This is a genomic window from Mycobacterium sp. 663a-19, from assembly GCF_035616495.1.
Classification (GTDB): Bacteria; Actinomycetota; Actinomycetes; order Mycobacteriales; family Mycobacteriaceae; genus Mycobacterium.
In genome coordinates this window covers 115,143-136,235 of sequence record NZ_JAPJAV010000007.1, presented here as the reverse complement: position 1 = coordinate 136,235, position 21,093 = coordinate 115,143, and the positions used below count along the sequence as shown (strand labels likewise).

17 protein-coding genes and 1 other RNA gene are annotated in these 21,093 nt (G+C 69.2%); 10 read left to right on the top strand and 8 right to left on the bottom strand.

Going from position 1 to position 21,093, the window contains the following annotated elements; translation table 11 throughout:
• The first annotated feature begins 193 nt into the window (after window positions 1-193).
• Genes OQ968_RS14305 through OQ968_RS14295 form a run of 3 tightly spaced genes read left to right on the top strand, consistent with a single transcriptional unit; the run spans window position 194 to window position 3,638 of the window.
• Window positions 194-2,806, top strand: a complete 2,613-nt coding sequence (locus OQ968_RS14305) for a flavin-containing monooxygenase (protein WP_324678868.1) — start codon at window positions 194-196, stop codon at window positions 2,804-2,806.
• Between the two features lie 32 nt (window positions 2,807-2,838).
• Entirely contained in the window at window positions 2,839-3,399 is a 561-nt protein-coding gene (locus OQ968_RS14300; RefSeq protein WP_324678866.1) for a nuclear transport factor 2 family protein, read from the top strand.
• 38 nt (window positions 3,400-3,437) lie between these two features.
• Window positions 3,438-3,638 carry a hypothetical protein gene (locus OQ968_RS14295; RefSeq protein ID WP_324678864.1) on the top strand — a complete coding sequence of 67 codons (201 nt, stop codon included), beginning with the start codon at window positions 3,438-3,440 and terminating at the stop codon, window positions 3,636-3,638.
• Window positions 3,639-3,642: 4 nt separating this feature from the next.
• Here the strand turns inward: OQ968_RS14295 and OQ968_RS14290 are convergent, their stop codons facing one another.
• The 3 genes from OQ968_RS14290 to OQ968_RS14280 all read right to left on the bottom strand — a co-directional run bounded on the left by OQ968_RS14290 (window position 3,643) and on the right by OQ968_RS14280 (window position 8,347).
• A complete protein-coding gene (locus OQ968_RS14290; RefSeq protein ID WP_324678862.1) occupies window positions 3,643-5,163 on the bottom strand; it encodes a molybdopterin-dependent oxidoreductase in 1,521 nt (506 codons plus the stop codon).
• A 44-nt stretch (window positions 5,164-5,207) separates the two neighbouring features.
• Entirely contained in the window at window positions 5,208-6,779 is a 1,572-nt protein-coding gene (locus OQ968_RS14285; protein ID WP_324678859.1) for an LCP family protein, read from the bottom strand.
• A 68-nt stretch (window positions 6,780-6,847) separates the two neighbouring features.
• Window positions 6,848-8,347, bottom strand: a complete 1,500-nt coding sequence (locus tag OQ968_RS14280) for an aldehyde dehydrogenase family protein (protein ID WP_324678856.1) — start codon at window positions 8,345-8,347, stop codon at window positions 6,848-6,850.
• A gap of 86 nt (window positions 8,348-8,433) precedes the next feature.
• Here OQ968_RS14280 and OQ968_RS14275 point away from each other — a divergent pair, with 86 nt between their 5' ends.
• Entirely contained in the window at window positions 8,434-9,516 is a 1,083-nt protein-coding gene (locus tag OQ968_RS14275; RefSeq protein ID WP_324678854.1) for a Zn-dependent alcohol dehydrogenase, read from the top strand.
• Window positions 9,517-9,519: 3 nt separating this feature from the next.
• Here the strand turns inward: OQ968_RS14275 and OQ968_RS14270 are convergent, their stop codons facing one another.
• A complete protein-coding gene (locus tag OQ968_RS14270; RefSeq protein ID WP_324678852.1) occupies window positions 9,520-9,714 on the bottom strand; it encodes a ferredoxin in 195 nt (64 codons plus the stop codon).
• Complete coding sequence (locus OQ968_RS14265; protein WP_324678850.1) at window positions 9,711-10,880, bottom strand: cytochrome P450; 1,170 nt, start codon at window positions 10,878-10,880, stop codon at window positions 9,711-9,713. The genes OQ968_RS14270 and OQ968_RS14265 overlap by 4 nt, the downstream gene beginning before the upstream one ends.
• Window positions 10,881-10,991: 111 nt before the next feature.
• On the opposite strand from OQ968_RS14265, the gene rnpB reads away from it, so the two are divergent.
• Window positions 10,992-11,404, top strand: an RNA gene (rnpB, locus tag OQ968_RS14260) — RNase P RNA component class A.
• Window positions 11,405-11,483: 79 nt separating this feature from the next.
• Here rnpB and OQ968_RS14255 read toward each other — a convergent pair.
• The gene (locus OQ968_RS14255; RefSeq protein ID WP_324678847.1) at window positions 11,484-13,016 is read right to left on the bottom strand and encodes a CYTH and CHAD domain-containing protein; all 1,533 of its coding nucleotides are present in this window, start codon (window positions 13,014-13,016) and stop codon (window positions 11,484-11,486) included.
• A 193-nt stretch (window positions 13,017-13,209) separates the two neighbouring features.
• On the opposite strand from OQ968_RS14255, the gene OQ968_RS14250 reads away from it, so the two are divergent.
• Together OQ968_RS14250 and OQ968_RS14245 are read left to right on the top strand one after the other, a co-directional pair.
• The gene (locus OQ968_RS14250; protein WP_324679226.1) at window positions 13,210-13,599 is read left to right on the top strand and encodes a heme-binding protein; all 390 of its coding nucleotides are present in this window, start codon (window positions 13,210-13,212) and stop codon (window positions 13,597-13,599) included.
• Between the two features lie 16 nt (window positions 13,600-13,615).
• Window positions 13,616-13,918: a hypothetical protein gene (locus OQ968_RS14245; protein WP_420715910.1), complete on the top strand. Its 303-nt coding sequence runs from the start codon at window positions 13,616-13,618 to the stop codon at window positions 13,916-13,918.
• 63 nt (window positions 13,919-13,981) lie between these two features.
• Here the strand turns inward: OQ968_RS14245 and OQ968_RS14240 are convergent, their stop codons facing one another.
• Together OQ968_RS14240 and panB are read right to left on the bottom strand one after the other, a co-directional pair.
• Window positions 13,982-15,172: a cellulase family glycosylhydrolase gene (locus OQ968_RS14240; protein ID WP_324679222.1), complete on the bottom strand. Its 1,191-nt coding sequence runs from the start codon at window positions 15,170-15,172 to the stop codon at window positions 13,982-13,984.
• Between the two features lie 171 nt (window positions 15,173-15,343).
• Window positions 15,344-16,189, bottom strand: a complete 846-nt coding sequence (gene panB, locus OQ968_RS14235) for a 3-methyl-2-oxobutanoate hydroxymethyltransferase (RefSeq protein ID WP_324678845.1) — start codon at window positions 16,187-16,189, stop codon at window positions 15,344-15,346.
• A 219-nt stretch (window positions 16,190-16,408) separates the two neighbouring features.
• Here panB and OQ968_RS14230 point away from each other — a divergent pair, with 219 nt between their 5' ends.
• From OQ968_RS14230 to glnA, 3 genes are all read left to right on the top strand, one after another.
• Window positions 16,409-17,974, top strand: coding sequence for an alpha/beta hydrolase (locus OQ968_RS14230; protein ID WP_324678843.1), 1,566 nt, complete (start codon window positions 16,409-16,411; stop codon window positions 17,972-17,974).
• Window positions 17,975-18,109: 135 nt separating this feature from the next.
• Complete coding sequence (locus OQ968_RS14225; RefSeq protein ID WP_324678841.1) at window positions 18,110-19,669, top strand: alpha/beta hydrolase; 1,560 nt, start codon at window positions 18,110-18,112, stop codon at window positions 19,667-19,669.
• Window positions 19,670-19,738: 69 nt separating this feature from the next.
• Window positions 19,739-21,079 (top strand): type I glutamate--ammonia ligase, encoded by a 1,341-nt coding sequence (gene glnA, locus OQ968_RS14220; RefSeq protein WP_324678839.1) that lies wholly within the window; start codon window positions 19,739-19,741, stop codon window positions 21,077-21,079.
• Window positions 21,080-21,093 lie beyond the last annotated feature (14 nt).

The window sequence follows — 21,093 nt, the reverse complement described above, 5'->3', positions numbered from 1 at the left end:
CTCAAATGCTCGGGCATGGAAGACGCCCTGGTAATCACCCGGAAAGCCAGATTTCGCTCACCCAAGGGAAGGATTTCCTATCCATTTGGCAAGTGCCGCCACATCGGCTCCTTGAGCGGCAACCTCGGTCGCGGCCGGCGTCGAGTATTGCGGTACTCGTGACAGCCGGTGGTCGTGGCGTGATGATCGGATGATGACCGACACAGCCAGGACAGCCAGGACCGACCGGCCGGCGCCGGACGTCGACGTCGTCGTGGTGGGCGCGGGTATCGCGGGCCTGTACCTCGCCTACCGGCTGAGCCGCGACGGGTACCGATTCCGGGTGTTCGAGGCGGCCGACGACCTGGGCGGCACGTGGTATTGGAACCGGTACCCGGGCGCCCGCGTCGATGTGCCCAGCATCGACTACATGTACAGCTTCGACCCCGACTGGCGGCGCGACTGGCAGTGGTCGGAGAAGTACGCCACCCAGCCCGAGATCCTGCGCTACCTGAACCACGTCGCCGATAAGCACGACCTGCGGCGCCACATCACCTTCTCGACGCGCGTCCGGCGGGCGGGCTGGGACGACGACGCGTCGCTGTGGCGGGTGACCACCGAGGGCGGCGACGAGATCACCGCGCGCTTCGCGGTGATGGCCACGGGCTGTCTGTCCATGCCCAAGCCGGCCGAGGTCGACGGGCTCGAGCGATTCGCCGGTGAGGTCTACTACACCAGCCGCTGGCCGCGCGAGCCGGTCGACTTCACCGGCAGGCGGGTGGCGGTGATCGGCACGGGTTCGTCTGGCGTGCAATCGATTCCGGTCATCGCGCAGCAGGCGCGCCAGCTGGTGGTGTTCCAGCGCACGCCGAATTTCTCGATCCCGGCGCGCAACGGCCCGATGCCGCCCGAGAAGCTGGCGCAGGCGTCAAATGAGGCGGAATATCGGGCGAGGGCGAAGGTTTCGCCCGCCGGCATCCCGATGGAGCGCAGCATCACCCCGACGCTGTCCGTGTCGGCGACCGAGCGACAACAACGCTACGAGCGCGCTTGGGAAGCCGGCCTGCTGTTTGAGGCCATCAATGTCTTCGCCGACGTGTTGAGCAACCCCGCGGCCAACCACGAGTACGCCGAGTTCGTCCGGAACAAGATCCGCTCCATCGTCGACGATCCGCAGACCGCGGCCGATCTGTGCCCGACCGATCATCCCCTCGGAACGAAACGGCCGTGCCTGGACAGCAACTACTACGCCACCTACAACCTGCCGCACGTGCGGCTGGTCAACGTCCGGAAACATCCGATCCGGCGGGTCACGGAAACGGGCATCGACACCGCCGATGAGTCGTTCGCGCTGGACGCGATCGTCTTCGCCACCGGTTTCGACGCGGTGACGGGCGCGATCACGGCCGTCGACTTCACGGGCCGTAATGGCCTGGCGCTGAAGGACAAATGGGCGAACGGGCCGCAGACCTACCTCGGGCTGACGGCGGTCGGCTTTCCGAACCTGTTTTTCATCACCGGTCCCGGCAGTCCCTCGGTGCTGTCGAATATGACCGTCTCGATCGAACAGCACGTGGACTGGGTGCTGGACTGCCTCGATCACCTGGGCGCGGGCGGCTTCGACGTCATCGAGCCCACCGAGACGGCCGAAGCCGGGTGGACACAACACGTCAACGACTGCGCCGACATCACCCTCTACCCGGCCGCGAACTCCTGGTACATGGGCGCCAACGTGCCGGGCAAGCCACGCGTTTTCCTGCCCTACTGCGCGGGCTTCGACTTCTACCGCGCCGGCTGCGACGAGGTGGTCGCGCGCGATTACCTGGGCTTCACGCTGTCCGGTCCCGACGGCTCGCGTTGCAACGACGGGGTGGTGCGCCGGCTGCAACCCGACGTCGAGATGGTCCTCAACGAGGTGGCGGCGCTGGATCTGCCGCCGATGGAGTCGATGGCCGCGCCGGACGCCCGAGCCTTCTACGCGCAGATGTCGGCGACGCGGCCGCCGGGACCGGACGTCGGCGAGATCGTCGACGGTGTGTTCCCCGGGGCCACAGGGGATCTGGCGTACCGGCTTTACCGGCCGCCGACCCCGGGCCCGCACCCGATCGTCGTATATTTCCATGGCGGCGGCTACGTTCTGGGCGACGCCGCCGCGGACGATCCGCTGTGCCGGGACCTTTGCGTGCGAAGCGACGCGGTCGTCGTCTCGGCCGATTACCGGCACGCGCCCGAGCACCGATTCCCCGCGGCGGTCGACGACGCCATGGCCGCGGTGCGATGGGTAGCCGACAACACCGAGGCGCTGGGCGGCCGGCCGGGACAGCTCGCGGTGTGTGGCTGGAGCGCGGGCGGCGGGCTCGCCGCGGTGGTGTGCCGGCTGGCGCGGGACGCGGGCGGACCGAACATCCTCGGTCAGGCGTTGTTGACGCCGATGATGGGTGGCGACATGACGGGCGGGTCCTTCGCCGAGAACGCCGACGGCTACGGGCTCACGACGCCGCTGCTCCGGTGGTTCTGCGACCACTACATCGACGAGGCGCATCGAGGCGATCCCCGCTTCGCGCCCCCACACGCCGACCTGTCCGGGCTGCCGCCGGCGATCGTGGTGACCGCCGAGTTCGATCCCCTGCGCGACGACGGCGAGGCCTACGCCGCCGCGCTCGACGCGGCGGGCGTCCCGACGGAACATGTCCGTGCCCGCGGCCACACGCACCAGTCGCTGGCGATGGTGGACGTGGTCATCTCGGGCGCACCGATAAGAGCCCGGATGGCGGACGCGCTGCGCCGGTTCTTTGTTGCGGTGCGCACGCCCGAACCCGCCTCCTGACAAGTCAGCTCGTATCCGCCGGAAGGACGCTCATGACAGACCTCATCGATCCGACGAAGACGTTCCGGCTCCTCGAGGAGCGGATCGCGAAGACCACCAACCCACGGCATCTCCTGATGCTCGAGCGGCTGCTCGACCACGCCAAGGGGGAGGCCACGCTGGACCTCGATCGTGTGATGTCGACGCTGGCCCCGAACCCGCGCTACGTGGCGTGGGGAGCGCCCGAGGACATGAGTCCTGTTGGGCGCGAGGCGGTCCGGAACTTCTACGAGGGCACGATCGTCAAGGGCGGCCAGTGGTGCCTGGAGTTCGAGATGGACCGAATCGTCGTCGACGACGATACGGTCGTCACCGAAGGCTATTTCCGCTCCCTGTACTACGGCGCCGACGCCGCGTCGCGGGGCTTTCCCGTCGACGATCAGGACGGCTTCCATCTGCTGACGCTGCGCATGCTGATCGTCTGGCCGTTCGATGCCGAGGGCCTCATCATCGGCGAGGAAACCTACAGCGCCGTGACCACGCCCGACTTCCTGCGGAAGGTCGACGCGGCCGAGGTCCCGGCGAAGTTCCGCGACTTCGTCGGCGCGCGCTGACATCGCGGCGTCGGGTGCCCAGCGCCTAGGATCCCCCTATGAAGAGGACTTTCGTCGCCACGCTCGGGTTCGGGGTGATCATCGCGCTGTTCGGGCTGATCTGGGCGCTGCAGGGATTCGGGGTGCTTGGTGGTAGCCCGATGAGCAACACCACGACCTGGTCGATCATCGGCCCGATCACCGCGCTGATCGGCGTCGCGATCGCGGTATTCAGTTGGCGGAAACTCGCGTCGAAATAAAACGTCAGGCCCGCACCACGGTGAAGTCCACTGTGTGCCAGCCGGTGGCGCCGTCGGGGACGGGACCAACCTGATCCGCGGTCTGGACGGCTCCGCTGTTGTCGGTGGCGCGCACGGTGATGGTGTGCCTCCCAGGGTTTTTCGCCTGCCAGGGGAATCTCCACAACCGCCACGTGTCGTTGGAATAGCTCGCGCCCTGTTCGCCGGGCTGCCACGCGCCGTCGTCGATGCGGACCTCCACGGACCGCACGCCACGATTCTGTGCCCACGCCACGCCGCCGAACACGACGGGCCCCAGCGGCACCTTCTGACCACGTTTGGGCACGTCGATGCGCGACTCGGTCTTGATCGGCGCGCGCGGCGCCCAGCCCTGCCGCGTCCAGTACGCCTGTGCCCTGTCGAAGCGGGTCAGCTCCATGTCGACGACCCACTTGGTGGCCGACACGTAGCCGTAGAGCCCGGGTACCACTAGCCTGGCCGGGTAGCCATGCTCGATCGGCAGCGGCTCACCGTTGAGGCCGACGGCCAGCAGCGCGTTGCGGCCGTCGGTGAGCGCCTGCACCGGCGTGCCGGCGGTGAACCCGTCGCTCGACGTCGAGAGCACCATATCGGCGTCGGTGTGCACACCGGCCGCGGCCAGCAGGTCGGCCACCCGGTAGCCCGTCCAGACGCCCGTCGAAATCAGGTCGCCCCCAACGGGATTCGACACACAGGTCAACGTCGTCACGGTTTCGACGACGTCGAAGCGGGCAAGGTCGTCGAAGCTGTAGGTGGTTTCGTGGTCCACCATGCCGTGGATGCGCAGCCGCCAGTCGCGGCGGCTGAGTTGGGGAACCACGAGCGCGGTGTCCACCCGGTAGAAGTCCGCGCTTGCCGTGACAAAGCTCGGCAGCGCAACGCCTTTCGGCTGCACATCGTCGGGTATCGGTGGGGCCGGTAGGCGCGCTCGGGGAAGGGTGAGGCTGTTGCGGTCGCCGGCCACCGAATGCACCAACCGCGTGATGACCGCACCCGCGACGCCGCTCACCACGCCGAACCCGAGCAACCCCAACACGACCAACCTTCGTCGGCCGGCGTCCGGCTCGTCGCGGTCGGCGCCGTCGGCCCCGCGGGTCAGCAAGCGAAGCGTCGCCACGCCGCAGGCCGTGCCGGCGACGGTCGGGACGGAGTCGAGTGCCGTCGCACCCGGCCGAGACAGCACGGCGATGCATCCGAGCACGCCCGCCGCGCCGATCACGACGCTGCCGAGCGGGCGGTGCCGAGTCTCGAGGGTCCCGGCGATCGCGGCGATCGTCGCGATCGCCACCAGCACGGCCACGGCCACGAAGAGTTTGTCCGAGGAGCCCAGGGTCTGAATCGCCCACTCCTTGACGGGCCCCGGCGTCAGGTCGACGGCCACCGAGCCGATCGCGGTGCGCGCGTGGGCGCGTGCACCGAACGGGATGCCCACCAGTTCCGCAACCCCGAGCGCGACGGACGCGGCGGCGACCCCGGCGAGCATTCGCTCGTTGGACGGGACGGCCATCGACCCACTGTACTCGCGTCACCCGCGTTGTCTTGGCGGGCTTGCTATTTCACGCAGGGGATGCCGTCGGCGGTCATGCGGGTGAGGTCGGTGGGCGTCGGCCCCTGGGTGCCGGTCCCGGTGGCCGGCACGGTGGTAACCGGTGCCGTGGCGGTGGTGGTCGGCGATGTCGGAGTGCGGTTGAGACTGTCGAACCTGGAGAAATCGGTCCCGACGGTCAGTTGGACCCTGTTGCGGGCGACGCCGCCGGATTCGGTGGCGGTCATGCCGAATTGGTCGGCGAGCTCGGTTGCCGCCGCCCTCGCGCCCGGCCCGTAGGCGATGGTGCTCGTCTGGCTGGTCGAGTCGGCGGTGCTGACCTGACCCTCGCTGAACTGTCCTGTCGCCAAGGAGGTTTCGAGCTCGGCGGCCTTGCCCTGCCTGCCCGAGGCGTTGACCACGTCGAGCGTCACGCTGTCTGTGCTGCCCTCGGTCGTCGTCGGCGTGGCCGGCGAATCGGTGGTCACCAGGTTCTGCACGATGGAGCGGATGGCGGACGGGTCGACGTAATTGACGTAGGCGCCGTCCGAGGTTTCGCCGAAGCCGGTGACCGGGAGCGTGTAGAGCGCGACCGGCCTGTCGGCGAATGCCGAAGCGTTACGGACGAACTCGTCCAGGTCGAGACCGGCGTCGACGGCGATGTTTTGCTTGGCGACGTTCAGCAGGGCGCGCAGCCGGGATAGGTCCGACAGGACCCCGCCGCGGCGCAGCGCGACGACCACCGAGGCGATGAACGCCTGCTGGCGGCGGCTGCGGTCGAGGTCGGTGAACATCGCGTCGTCGGCGTCGCGGCGTTGCCGCACGAACGCCATCGCCTGGGTCGCGCTGATCTGCTGGACGCCCCGGTGAAAGTCCGCGCCCGAGTAGTAGCGATCCGAGGTGTCCTCGTAGAGGCACACGGTGATCGGTTCGACCACGCGCGCAATCTGAAAGAACCCGGCCAGCGTGACCTCGACGAAGTGGTCGATCGGGATTTGCAGCAGACGCTTGACCGTGCCGATCTCGGCTCGGCGGCCCGCCTCGCGCGCCGTCTGTTCCTTCGCCGTCGCGGCGTCAACGTCGGGATGGTCGGATGCCGGCACCGAGTCGCGGCTGTCCAGCACGCGCTGGTAGGCGAGGCTGTAGGCCTCCTTGATCTTGCCGCGGCAATCCGAGGTCGGGCATCCGGCCAGGTCGACGTAGTCGTCGCGGGGTATCGAGATCGCCGTGGCCGGGGCGCCGCCGGCGGGCACGTGCAACACGATCAGCGCGTCGGCGTCGCCGTCGCCGGAATCCTCGCCGCCCGCGTGCAGCGCGTTGTAGATGTCGGGCGGCAGCGGCCGTCCGTGCTGGTCCCGACGGCTGTCCAGCCCCATGATCAGGATGTTCTGGTCGCTTCCGGGCGACGCGGGTTCACCGGCCAACGCGTCGGATTTGGTGATGCCCGCCGATGCGCTGCGATAGGTGATCCAGCCGATGGCGACGACGGCGACGACCACCGCGGCCGTCAGCGCGGCGAGCGCCTTGGCGCCGACCGTAAACGAACGGTTGCCGTCCCGGCGCCGTCGTCGCGTCCGCGCCGGTGAGCGTTCTGTCATGACCGGGGGAGAATAGCCAGGTCGCGGCGGCTCAAACCCGCGTTTGGCGAGGTGGGGCGGTGGTGCCGTCAGCCCGGCGCGGGGTGCCGGACGAAGGCCCGTGGCTGGGTGAACGCCCGGATCCCCTCGACGCCGAGTTCGCGCCCGATGCCGGACTGGCCGCAGCCGCCGAACGGCAGGCGCGGGTCCTGGGCGGCCAGGCCGTGGCAGTTGACGCTGACCGTGCCCGCCACCAGCTGCCCGGTGACCCGGTCGGCGAGCGCGTCGTCCCTCGTCCACACCGACGCGGTGAGGCCGAATTCCGTTGCGTTGGCGGCGGTTACGGCGTCGTCGATGGTGTCGTAGCCGAAGATCGGCAGCACCGGGCCGAACTGCTCCTCGGTGGCCAGCTTCGAGTCCTGGGGCAGGTCGGTGACGACGGTCGGCAGCACGAAGTATCCGCCCGCGTCGGCGTCGGCGTCGCGGATCCGTCCCCCGGTGCGCACCGTCGCGCCCCGCGCCTCGGCGTCGGCGAGCAGCGCGGTGACCCGGTTGCGCCCGGCGGCGGTGTGCAGCGGCCCCAGCGTCACCTTGTCGGCGAGGCCGTCGCCGACGACCTCCCGCTCGCAGCGCGCCAGCACCGCCTCGGCCAGCTCGCCAACCCGTCCGGCGGGCGCATACAGCCGCTTGATCGCCATGCACACCTGGCCGCCGGTGGTGTAGGTCGCCGTCACCAGCCGCTCTACCAGCTCGTCGCTGACCGGGATGTCGGGCGCGATGATCGCGGCGTCGTTGCCGCCGAGCTCGAGCAGCACCGGGGTGAGCCGCCGGGCGGCCGCTGCCATGACCGCGCGACCGGTGGCGACGCCGCCGGTCAGCGAGATGAGGTCGATGCCGGGGTGGGTGACCAGCGCCTGGGCGAGCTCGCTGCCCGGGCCCGCGAGCACGTTGACCACGCCCGGCGGCAGCGCCTCGGCCAGCGCCCCGGCGAGCTGCAGCGCCGCCAGCGGACAGGTCGGCGGGACCTTGATGACGGCGGTGTTGCCCGCCGTCAGCGCCGACGCCAGCTTCGTCATCGTCAGCGCGAGCGGCCAGTTGAACGGAAGCACCAGCGCGGCCACGCCGAACGGCTCCCGGTGCAGCCGTGGGTATTTCGACTGCGGGTCGATCTGCTCGGGCGCGAGCGCGGCCTCGGCCATCGACCCGATGAGCCCGGCGAGGCTTGGCCCGGTGTCGATCTCGAAATTCGCCTCGGACAGCACCTTGCCGTGCTCGCGGGTGTACAGCCGCGCGCCGTCGCGTGCGGCCAACCGTTCGGCGGCGGTGGTCGCCGCGGCGGCGAAGGCGGCGATCCGCTCGGTGACGCCGAGCGCCCGCCATCCGGGCGCGGCCTCCCGCGCTGCCGCCACGGCGGCGTCGAGCTGGGCCCTGTTGGCGGCGGGTGCGTGGCCGACGATCTCGGCCGGCCGCGCCGGGTTGTGGACGGGGTAGGTGCCCGCCGCGCCCGGCTGCGGCCGACCGCCGATCGTCAGCACCGCCTCATCGGCGGCGGCCTGGGTTTCGCGCGCGATCGTCGTTGATCCCGTCATCCCTGTCTCCCTTGACCTGGTGCGGTTGTCCCGCCATCGTAGGTCGCTATGACGCCGATCACACTTTTCCCTCCCACGGGGGCCGGATGAAGGCCGTCGTGCTGCGCGAGGTCGGCCGGCCCACGGCGGTGGAGGAGCTCGAGCTGCGGCCGGTCGGCCGGCACGAGGTGCGGGTGCAACTTCGCGCCAGCGGCGTGTGCCACAGCGACCTGTCGCTGCGCGACGGGTCGATACCGACGCTGCTGCCGTCGACGCTCGGGCATGAGGGCGCCGGGGTCGTCGCGGAGGTCGGCGCCGACGTCAGCACCGTGCGCCCGGGTGACCACGTGGTGCTGACGTGGAACGTGCCCTGCCGGTCCTGTCCGCATTGCCTGCGCGGCGAGGCCCAGCTGTGCGCGCACGGCTACGACCACGCCTACGGCGATCCGTACGCCGAAAGCGGCGGCGGGCCCGTGTGGCCCGGGATGGGTGTTGGGTCGCTGGCCGAGCAGACGCTGCTGCCGGCGGCCGCGGTGGTGCCGGTGGACGAGTCGCTGCCGTTCGACCTTGCCGCGCTGCTGGGCTGCGGCGTCACCACCGGGGTCGGCGCGGTGATGCGCACCGCGGGGGTGCGCCCGGGCGAGAGTGTGCTCGTAATCGGTTGCGGCGGTGTGGGTTTGGCCGCGATCCAGGGGGCGCGGCTGGCCGGCGCGGGGCGGATCATCGCCGCCGACCGGGTCGCCGGCCAGCTTCCCGCGGCCGTGGCCAACGGCGCGACCGACACCGTCGACGCCGGCGAGGCCGACCTCGTCGCCGCGGTGAAAGACCTCACCGGGGGAGCCGGGGTCGACCACGGCATCGAGGTGGTGGGCAAGCCCGCCACGATGCGCGCGGCATACGAGGCCACCCGCCGCGGTGGCAAGGTCACGTTGGTGGGCGCCGCCGGGATCACGGAGGAGGTGACGTTTCCCGCACTGTCCTTGATGGCCGACGGCAAGGCGATCCAGGGCAGCGTCTATGGTGCCAGCCACCCGGCGCGCGACATCCCGGTGCTCGCCGAGCTGGCCCGACGCGGCCGGCTCGACCTCGAAGCGCTGGTGACGCGGCGGATCGGCATCGAGGACGTCGAGGCGGCGTTCACCGACATGACCGCCGGGCACGGGGCGCGCAGCGTCGTCTGCTTCGCGTAATCCCTAGCGGGACAGGGTGATTGCCTGCTCCGGGCAGTTCTGCTCGCCGATGGCGGCCTGCGCCTCGAGTTCGCCCGAGACCTCCTCGGCGAGCACGACGCAGTGACCCACCTCGTCGGCGTCGTACACGTCGGGCGCCAGGGTGTAGCAGCGGCCATGCCCGGTGCAGCGTTCGGGGTCGACGGACACGCGGGTCATGAGACCGGGAACACCAAAGGCAGCGACTCCACCGACCGCAGCGCGGCGGTGTACGTCAGCTGCGCGCCGGGCTTGATCTCGTAATCCGGGATGCGCCGGTGGAATTCGCGCAGCGCCACCCGCAGCTCCATGCGGGCCAAATGCGATCCGAGGCAGCGATGCGGCCCGCCGCCGAATGCGCGGTGGCGGTTGGGGCTGCGGTTGAAGTCGACCAGCTCCGGGTCGGGGAACTCGGCCGGATCCGTGTTGGCCGCGCCCAGTAACGGGCTGACCCGTTCGCCCTTGCTGATCGGGCAACCGCCCACCTCGGTGTCCTGCACGCAGACCCGGGCGACTCCGGGAACCGGTGTCTCCCAGCGCAACAACTCCTCGATGGCGCTGGGCAGGATGTCGGGCTGCTCGACGAGCTGGCGCCGGTGTTCGGGATGGCGCGCCAGGTAGACGAAGAAGCAGTCCAGCGAGTCGGTCACCGTGTCCAGCCCCGCGATCAGGAACAGGAAGCAGATGTCGAGCAACTCCTCGCGCGACAGCGGCTGACCCTCGATTCTCGCCGCAATCATCGCCGACAGCACGTCGTCGCGAGGGCTAGCGATGTGGTCGTCGATGGCGCGCTCGAAGTAGTCGTAGATCTGCTGCGCCGTGGGCGCCGAGGTCTCGTGGCGGCGGTCGAAGCCGGAGTCGCCCTCGGGGCGGATGATGCCGTCCTTCCACACCAGGAACTGGTCGAGGTCCTGAAGCGGCAGGCCGAGCAATTGCAGGAAGACGGTGCAGGGCAGGGGAACCGCGAACTCCTCGTGGAAGTCGCACTCGCCGCGGCCGGCGAAGCGGTCGATCATCTCGTTGACCAGCTCGGTGACCCGCGGTTCCCGTCGGGCCATCTCCCGCGGGGTGAACAGCGGATCGAGGATGCGGCGGTACTTCGCGTGCTCGGGCGGGTCGATCTGCAGGGGGATCATCGGTCGCACGTTGCCCAGATCGACCGCGTCCATGTTCGACGAAAACAGCTCGGTGTGCTTGAGTGCCATCTCGATGTCGGCCAGCCGGCTGAGCACGACCGCCTGCGGCGACCGGAACACCGGGGTCGATTCCCGCAGCGCCTTGTACATCGGCTGTGGCTCCGCGAGACCCATCACCGTCTGGTCGACGAACCCTTTGGTTTCTGTCATGCGGTCAGCGTGACACCAACATCACTAATTAGGCAATGATTGAATAATTGGGTAATGATCAAACGCCGCTGGCCAGCGGATTCCGCAGCGGGTACCGTGGATCGTCGCGGACGAGTTGGCCGGGCGGCCGCGGCTCGGGCCGGTCTGAGACCGGGTCGAGTCGAGGAAAGTCCGGACTTCACAGAGCAGGGTGATTGCTAACGGCAATCCGAGGTGACTCGCGGGAAAGTGCCACAGAAAACAGACCGCCACCCTCGCGGTGGTAAGGGTGAAACGGTGCGGTAAGAGCGCACCAGCATTCCGGGTGACCGGGATGGCTCGGCAAACCCCACCCGAAGCAAGGCCAAGAAGGCCGCACGAAAGTGCGGCCGCGCAGGCGTCCGAGGGTTGCTCGCCCGAGCCTGCGGGTAGGCCGCTCGAGGCACCCGGTGACGGTGTGTCCAGATGGATGGTCGCCGCCCCGCCGCCGCTGCTCAAGCCGCAGCGGCGGGGAACAGAATCCGGCTTACAGGCCAACTCGTCCGCCCCTTGCCGAGCAGACGCGAAAGCACCCGACACGCCGGGCGTGCGGGTGCTTTCGCGTCTGCTCGCCGGCCGATGGGCTCAGTCCCGGGCCTTGCGCACCGCCTTGGCGAGTCTGCGTAGTGCGTCGTCGAGCTGCTGTCGGCAGCTCTCCGCCAGATCGGCCTCCAGCTGATACAGCAGGCCGTAGGTGAAGGTGTCCTCGCCGGCGACGTGCGCGGCGTGCGCCTGGTGGTCCAGGTGCTCGCGACTGACCACGCTGTCCTGGTGATCACCGAGCAGCGTCTGGATGGCCTTGGCCTGCCTCGACACCTCGTCGGCGCCGGTGGCGGCCGCGAGGTAGCGAAGTCGCTTGGCGCGCTTGCGGATCCGGTGCAGCGCCTCGTCGCGATGGTGCTCGTACTCCTGGTCGGTCTGGTCGACCTGGTCCAGTTTGGCGGCGGCGTTCGCCGCCTTGCGGACCTTCTTGTAGGCGCCGTCGATGGTTACCGCGGGTGGCCGCTCGCCGGCCTCGGGAACCGGGATCTCGGCCACCACCGCATCGAGGGCGTCGAGCAGGCGGAAGTATCGCTGCGAGCGCATCGCGATCAACGACCGGCGCCGCCCCGTCTGGTAGCGCCGCTGGGCGCCCTCCACCAGACGCTCCCAAACCGGCCCGCGCACCAGTTCCGGTGCCAGCCGGCTCAGCGCCTGCTCGTAGCGCTGCCCGAGCACCTCGGCGTCGCGCGCCACGCCCAGAACGGTTGCCAGCTCGCGCAATTCGTCCAGGATCCAGGCGCCGTCGGACAACCCGAACGCATCCTGCGACTCCCGCAGCAGGCTGCGGATCTTGCGGGTGGTCACCCGCATCTGGTGCACGGCGTCGTCGACGTCGGCGCGCACCGCGCGGTCCCATGTCAACAGCTCGTCGACCTGCTCGGCCACCGCGCGGTGCACCGGGTCCTGGGGCCGGGTGCCGTTGGCCGGCACATCGAGCACGCGTGCCAGCTTCGAGCCGTGACCGGCCGGTGCGGCGCCCGCGTCGAGCAACCGATTGCTCAACCGGCTCAACAACGCGGTGTCGGCGGTGCCGTTTCCGGTGACGAGTTCGAGTTCCCACTCGCGCCACTCCTGTTCGGCCGGGGCCGAGCCGGCGCCCGCGGCGCCACCCGACCAGGCGCTGACGTGGTCGTTGCTGAACTCGGCCAGCGCGGTGCCGTCGGCGCCGTACAGCAACTGGGTTTCCCGCTCGGTGCTGATGCGCGCGACCGGCTCGACCCGCCGGTCCCGAACGATCGCCAGCACGACGTCGAGCAGCTCGCTCGGCACGGTGTCTTCGGCGCCGGAAGTGCCCAGCGGCGCCCGGATCTCGGTGCGGGCGTCGGGTCCGGCCGGCAGCTTCAGGTGCCACCCCGCGTCGTGGCCGCCGGTGCGGCGTCGCAGCGTGATCCCGTGCCGCGCCAGGTCGTGCGACGGCGTGTCGAAGTACACGGCGTCCAGGGATTGAGTCGGAGACTTCTCGACGTGAGCCACGGCCGCGATGCCCTCGAACGACGGTGACACCGTGGAGTCGACGACGTCGAACTTGCGCTCAACCTCCAGATAGCGGGAGGTGTTTTGCGCTTCTGCAGGCATTCTCGGCTCCGTCGGGGCGCGGTGGTGTGGTCGATGGCCGTCGGCGGTCGCGGACGGGCACACACAGATTGCCACACCGCGTAACCGGTTGGCGTCGATCACCCGTGGCGGTTGTCAATATCTGCTTAGCTTGAGCCGGGTGACGACCGCCGTCGGGCGCGGTCGGTTTGATCAGTGAAAGAAGGAGCCGATGATGTTCCTCTCAGACGTCATTGCACGCCGGGCGGTGCTCGGCGCGATCGGCGCCGGCGCCGTTGCCGGCACGCTGTTGTGCGCCAGCGCGGGGACCGCCGCCGCGGACACTGCGCCCCGGCCGCCCAACTGCACGGCCGCGGACGTCGCCGGGGTCGCGGCCGGTGTCGCGACGGCCCTGTCGACCTACCTGTTCACCCACCCGGACGTGAACGGCTTCTACACCGGCCTGCAGGACCGGCCCAAGGACCAGATCGGCAACGACGTGCAGAACTACTTCGGCGCCAACCCGCAAGAGGAAGCCGACCTGGAGAACATCCGGCAGCCGCTGACCGACATCAGGCAGCGTTGCCAGTGGACTCCACTAATGGGTCAGGGCGCCACACCCTGAGCGAAAGGGGATTGCGATGAAGCTATGGGCGCGGTCTTGGACCGCCGCGGGGATAACGGTGTTGGCCCTGACATCTATTCCCGAGATGTATGCCGTCGTGCAGCCGTCCGGGGTGGCCCACGCCGACGTCTGCGCGAGCGTCGGCAGGCGCATCTCGGTCAGCGGCTGCACCAACGTCGCCGACACGGTCAACACCTATGTGCCGCCGCCGGCCGACTATGCGCCGCTGCCGCAGGACATTCCGCCGCCGCCACCCCCGCCGCCGGTCAGCGTCTGCGTGGGAGCCGGCCGGCGAATCCATGTCAGCGGGTGCACGTAAGCGGCTATCAGTCTGGGGATGGCATCCATGGGAGCCGTATTGCGCTCCCGCGCTCGAGCAGCCCTAAGTGTTGAGGTGCATCGCCAGGCCGTTCAGTTGGCGAATCGTTTGGATTTCTTCGTCCTGAAACGGCCGTCCATCGGGTTGAAGCAGATCGTGAAACCAGACATCCGGAACCGCCGTGTACGGGTGGTCCCACGAGTCCCAGGGGAGGTAGGTCTGAGTCTTCCCCGCGACGAGTCCCCAATTGATTGCACCAACCTTGTAGCGCTTGGCAATTGGCAGGATCTGCGCAACGGTGCTGCCCAGGGGCCGCGCCAGGTACTCGGTGCAGAGGATCGGTCGGTCCCCTGAGGCGAGATCGTCGATGCGCTTCTCGAAGTCCGCCGGTTCGCCGTAGGAGTGGAAGGTGAGCACGTCGGAGTTGTCGAGCTGAATGCGGCTGATGGCGCTGGTGCTTCCTGCGTCCGGCCACTCGCCCTGCCACACGGCGCTCGTCAGCGGTTGAACGGGATCGACCGAACGTGCCCACGCGAACACCTGCGGAAGCAGATCCGCGACCAGCTGCGCCTTGTCCGGCCTCTCGACGGACGCATAGTGGCGGGAGGGATTGTCGGGCTCGTTCCACAGGTCCCACCCCAAAACCCGGTCGTCATTGCGGAATTGGGTCAGCACCCCCGTCACATAGGCGCGCAGCGTGCCGAGGTAGGCGCGGTCGCCGAGGCGCTCGGCGCCCGGACTTTGCACCCAGCCCGAGTTATGGACGCCGGGCGTCGGGGCGCGCTGCGGGCCAGCTTTCGGGAAGGGGTCCCAGCAGGAGTCGAGCAAGACGAAGAGCGGTTTGATGCCGTGGTCGGCCGCGATGGCGACGAACTGGGCCAGTCGGGCTTGGAACCCACGCTGATCCTCGGCCCAGAGCTGGTCGTGCAGAAACACCCGCACGGTGTTGAATCCGGCGGACCGGGCCCAGCCCAACTCGAGATAGATGCGCAGTGGGTTGAAGGTGTCACGCTGGAACATCTCTAGCTGGTTGACGGCGTTCGACGTGACGTAGTTAGCGCCGACGAGCCAACCTTGCGCTCGATACCAGTGGTCGGCGCGGTCGGTTGACCAACGGCTGGACTCCGGCGGGTCGAGGGGCGGTCGCGCACCGGCGCGAGGCGCTCGCGCGATGGCGGTGCCTCCTGCCAGAAGCAGCGGCAACTTCAACACCGCCCGGCGGCTTACGAAGCCACCACCAGTGCTGGTGACGATGTGTTGAACCCCCGCCCACGGAGTAGCGATTGTATATAGAAGGATCGTACCAGTTGTCACACAACAGTTTTCAGCGAATCTGTGGTGCGATCGCGTTCGCCAGCCGCTGACCAATTCCCGGGACGGGCCCCAGCGGTAGTGCGGTATGGGTGGGAAACAGCGCGCGAACGCTCAGAAGCAGTGTTCGTCGGCCGGGAACACCCCGCCGGCCACTTCTTCCGCGTATTGCGTTGCGGCGCGGCGTAATTCAGCGCCCACGTCGGCGAACCGCTTGACGAAGCGGGCGGTCTTGCCGCCGCTCATGCCGGCCATGTCCTGCCACACCAGCACCTGCGCGTCGCAGTTGGGGCCGGCGCCGATCCCGACCGTCGGAATGGTCAGCTTGCCGGTGATCTGGGTGGCCAACTCCGCGGGAACCATCTCCATCACGACCGAGAACGCCCCGGCCTCGGCGACGGCGATGGCATCCGCGATGGTCTGTTCGGCGGCGTCGCCGCGGCCCTGCACCCGGAACCCGCCGAAGCCGTTGACGCTTTGCGGCGTGAAGCCGATGTGCGCCATCACCGGGATGCCGGCCGCGGTCAGGCAGGCGATCTGCTCGGTCACCCGCTCGCCGCCCTCGAGCTTGACGGCGTGCGCGCCGCCCTCCTTCATGAACCGGGTGGCGGCGGCCAGGGCGGCGGTGGGTCCGGCTTCGTAGCTGCCGAACGGCAGGTCGGCGACGACCAGGGCGTGTGGCGCGCCGCGGACCACGCCGCGCACCAGCGGGATGAGCTCGTCGATCGAGACGGGCACCGTGGTGTCGTAGCCGTACACCACGTTGGCGGCCGAGTCGCCGACCAGCAGCACGGGGATGCCGGCCTCGTCGAAGATGCGGGCGGTCGAATAGTCGTAGGCCGTGAGCATGGCCCACTTGTGGCCTTCGGCCTTCATTTTCTGCAGGTGGTGGGTGCGAATCTTGGTGCGCGGTTTGGCGTGCGCGGACGAATCGGCGCCGTAGATATTTTGATCAGACATCATTGTCCCTGGTAGTGGTCTGGTCGATCCTCGTGGCCCTGGCGGGTCCCCGGGTTCGTCTGACCCTGGTGATTCTGCCATCCCGGCCGCGCAATTGCACCGCCGGTGTGACACATGCCATTGGCGCCCTGGCCGACAATCGGTTTGCTGTCGCCGGGCAGCCGGCCGCCGTCGGCCGCCGAGCGGGCACCCGGCTCTGCTCTGGCAGCATATGTTGGCATGGGGTTGTTTCGCCGCGACGGGATCGCGCGCTCGCTGCTGATCTGGACGGCGATTGCTGCCGTGGCGCTCGTGCTCGCCGGGTGCGTCCGCGTTGTGGGTGGGCGTCCGGTCATGGCCGGACCGAAGCTGGGCCAGCCGATCGAGTGGACGCCGTGCCGCTCCTCCAACCCGAAGGCGAAGATCCCCGCCGGCGCGCTGTGCGGCAAGCTGGCCGTGCCGGTCGACTACAACGCTCCCAACGGTCCCGACGGCGACGTCGCGACCCTGGCGCTGATTCGCTTCCCCGCAACGGGGGACAAGCTCGCCTCGTTGGTGATCAACCCCGGCGGCCCCGGCGAGTCGGGTATCGAGGCCGCGCTGGGCCTCGTCCAGACGCTGCCGAAGCGGGTGCGCGAGCGGTTCGACCTGATCGGGTTCGACCCGCGCGGGGTGGCGTCGTCGCGGCCGGCGCTGTGGTGCAACTCGGACGCCGACAACGACCGGCTGCGGACGGAACCCAACGTCGACTACAGCCCGGCGGGCGTCGCGCACATCGAGGACGAGACCAAGCAGTTCGTCGGCCGCTGCGTCGACAAGATGGGCAAGAACTTTCTGGCGAATGTCGGCACCGTCAACGTCGCAAAGGACCTCGACGCCATCCGCAAGGCGGTGGGCGACGACAAGCTGACCTACCTCGGATATTCGTACGGCACCCGGATCGGCTCGGCCTACGCGGAGGCCTTCCCGCAGAACGTGCGGGCGATGATCCTCGACGGCGCCGTCGACCCCAACGCCGACCAGGTGGAGGCGGATCTGCGTCAGGCCAAGGGATTCCAGGACGCGTTCAACTCCTACGCCGCGGAGTGCGCCAAGCAGCCCAACTGCCCGCTGGGCACCGACCCGGCCAAGGCCGTCGACGTCTACCACAGTCTGGTCGACCCGATGGTCGACCCGAACAACCCGATGATCGGCAGGCCGGTGCCCACCAACGACCCGCGCGGGCTCAGCTACAGCGACGCCATCGTGGGCACCATCATGGCGCTGTACTCGCCGACCCTGTGGCACCACCTGACCGACGGCCTGAGCGAGCTGGTCGACCACCACGGGGACACCCTGCTCGCCCTGGCCGACATGTACATGCGCCGCGACCAGCACGGCCATTACACCAATGCCACCGACGCGCGGGTGGCGATCAATTGCGTTGACCAGCCGCCGATTACGGACCGGGCCAAGGTGATCGACGAGGACCGGCGCTCCCGGGAGATCGCCCCGTTCATGAGCTACGGCAAGTTCACCGGCGACGCACCGCTGGGAACCTGCGCGTTCTGGCCGGTGCCGCCCACCACCAAGCCGCATGCCGTCTCCGCGCCGGGCCTGGCGCCAACCGTCGTGGTGTCGACGACCCACGATCCGGCGACGCCGTACAAGGCGGGGGTCGATCTGGCCAGTCAGCTGCGCGGCTCGCTGCTGACCTACGACGGCACCCAGCACACCGTCGTCTTCCAGGGGGACAGCTGCGTCGACGACTACGTGACGGCGTATCTGATCGGAGGCACCACGCCGCCCAGCGGCGCAAAGTGTTGACGCCCCGGGGCGTCGCCGAACGTGCAGTGGTGGTGAGATTTCGGCGGATTTTCGCCGTGAGTGCACGTTCGGCGAGGGCGCCTGAGATCAAGGCGTGACCGTTTCGCGCCTCCACGGGTATTCGTGGATGCAACGATGACAGCCATGTCGCGCCGCAGACCGTTGAGCTCGGCGCTGTTGTCGTTGGGGCTGCTGGTCGCGGGCCAATCCCCGGTGGCCGGCGCGACGCCCGAACCGGGCGCGGGCCAGACGCCGAGCCCGGCCCCGCCGCCGGTCGCCGCGCCGCCGCAGAGCTGGGGCGGCTGCGGCCCGTTCGACATCGACGCCAGCGACATCCCCACCGCCAAGTGCACCACGGTGTCCGTCCCGGTCGACTACAACAATCCCGGTGGGGCGCAAGCGAAGCTGGCCGTGATCCGGGTGCCCGCGACCGGCCAGCGGATCGGGTCGCTGCTGATCAACCCGGGCGGACCGGGGGCGTCCGCCGTCGACATGGTCGCCGCGATGGCGTCCGACCTGCAGGGCACCGACATCACCCGCCACTTCGACCTGGTGGGGTTTGACCCTCGAGGGGTGGGTCACTCGACCCCGGCGCTGCGGTGTCGCACCGACTCCGAGTTCGACGCCTTCCGCACCGAGCCGATGGTCGACTACAGCCCGGCCGGCGTGGCGCACATCGAGCAGCTCTACCGGCAGTTGGCCCAGCAGTGCGTCAACCGGATGGGCACCGGGTTCCTGGCCAACATCGGCACCGCGTCGGTGGCCCGCGACATGGACCTGGTCCGCCAGGCGTTGGGGGACAACCAGATCAACTACCTCGGCTACAGCTACGGCACCGAGATCGGCACCGCGTACCTCGAGAAGTTCGGTGACCACGTGCGGACGATGGTGCTCGACGGCGCGATCGACCCGACCGTCGGCCCGGTCCAGGAGAACATCAACCAAATGGCGGGATTCCAAACCGCTTTCAACGACTACGCCGCCGACTGCGCCCGCTCGAAAGCCTGCCCGCTGGGCACCGACCCGACCCAATTCGTCAACCGCTACCACGCGCTGGTGGACCCGCTGGTCGCCAGGCCCGCCCGCACGTCGGACCCGCGCGGCCTGAGCTACGCCGACGCGACCACCGGCACCATCAACGCGCTCTACACCCCGCAGCACTGGAAGTACCTGACCAGTGGCCTGCTCGGGCTGCAGCGCGGCACCGATCCCGGCGACCTGCTGGCGCTCGCCGACGATTACGAAGGCCGTGACAAAAACGGCCACTACGACAACGACCAGGACGTGTTCAACGCGGTCCGGTGCGTCGACGCGCCGACGCCGACCGACGCGGCGAGCTGGGTGGCCGCCGACCAACAGATCCGCCAGGCCGCGCCGTTCCTGAGCTACGGGCAGTTCACCGGGAACGCCCCGCGCGACCTGTGCGCGCTGTGGCCGGTGCCCCCCACGTCGGCGCCGCACAGCGCGGCGCCGGTCACCCCGGGCAAGGCCGTCGTCGTATCCACCACCCACGACCCCGCCACGCCGTATCAGGCCGGGGTGAATCTGGCCCGCCAGCTGGGCGCCCCGTTGATCACCTATGACGGAACCCAGCACACCGCGGTGTTCAACGGTGACCAGTGCGTCGACACGGCGGTGACGCGCTATTTCGTCGCGGGGACGCCGCCGCCCGCGGCCCTGCGGTGCCAGTCCTGAGCGGTCCGCAACGGTTCTGAGCGGCCATCGGTAACACAGAATTAACAGCCGTTGCCTAGGGTTCGGGGTATGGATCGCCAGAAGGAATTCGTCCTCCGCACCCTCGAGGAACGGGACATCCGCTTCGTGCGGCTCTGGTTCACCGATGTGCTCGGCTTCCTGAAGTCGGTCGCCATCGCCCCGGCCGAGCTCGAGGGCGCCTTCGAGGAGGGCATCGGCTTCGACGGATCGTCGATCGAGGGCTTCTCGCGCGTTTCGGAATCCGACACCGTCGCCAACCCGGATCCGTCGAGCTTCCAGGTGCTGCCCTGGGCCACATCGTCCGGCCATCACCACTCGGCGCGGATGTTCTGCGACATCACCATGCCGGACGGCTCGCCGTCGTGGGCGGACCCGCGGCACGTGCTGCGGCGGCAGCTGCAGAAGGCCAACGACCTGGGCTTTTCCTGCTACGTGCATCCCGAGATCGAATTCTTCCTGCTGGAGCCCGGCCCCAACGACGGGTCGCGGCCCATTCCCGTCGACAACGCCGGCTACTTCGACCAGGCGGTGCACGATTCCGCGTCGAACTTCCGCCGGGAAGCCATCGACGCCCTCGAGTTCATGGGCATCTCCGTGGAGTTCAGCCACCACGAAGGGGCGCCCGGCCAGCAGGAGATCGACCTGCGCTTCGCCGACGCGCTGTCGATGGCCGACAACGTCATGACCTTCCGCTACGTGATCAAGGAGGTCGCGATCGAGAACGGCGCGCGGGCGTCGTTCATGCCCAAGCCGTTCGCCGAACACCCCGGCTCGGCCATGCACACCCACATGAGCCTGTTCGAGGGCGACGTCAACGCCTTCCACAGCGCCGACGATCCGCTGCAGCTGTCGGATGTGGGCAAGTCGTTCATCGCCGGCATCCTGGAGCACGCCTCCGAGATCAGCGCGGTCACCAACCAATGGGTCAACTCCTACAAGCGACTGGTGCAGGGCGGCGAGGCGCCCACCGCCGCGTCGTGGGGGGCGGCCAACCGGTCGGCCCTGGTGCGGGTGCCGATGTACACGCCGCACAAGACGTCGTCGCGACGGGTCGAGGTGCGCAGCCCCGACTCGGCGTGCAACCCGTACCTGACCTTCGCCGTGCTGCTGGCCGCCGGGCTGCGCGGGGTGGAGAAGGGCTACGTGCTGGGGCCGCAGGCCGAGGACAACGTGTGGGACCTCACCGCCGAAGAACGCCGCGCCATGGGTTATCGCGAGCTGCCGACCAGCCTGGACAGCGCGCTTCGCTGCATGGAGGCCTCCGAGCTGGTCGCGGAAGCGTTGGGGGAGCACGTGTTTGACTTCTTCCTGCGCAACAAGCGCACGGAGTGGGCGAACTACCGCAGCCATGTCACGCCCTACGAGCTGAGCACCTACCTGTCGCTCTGACGCGCGCAGCCCGC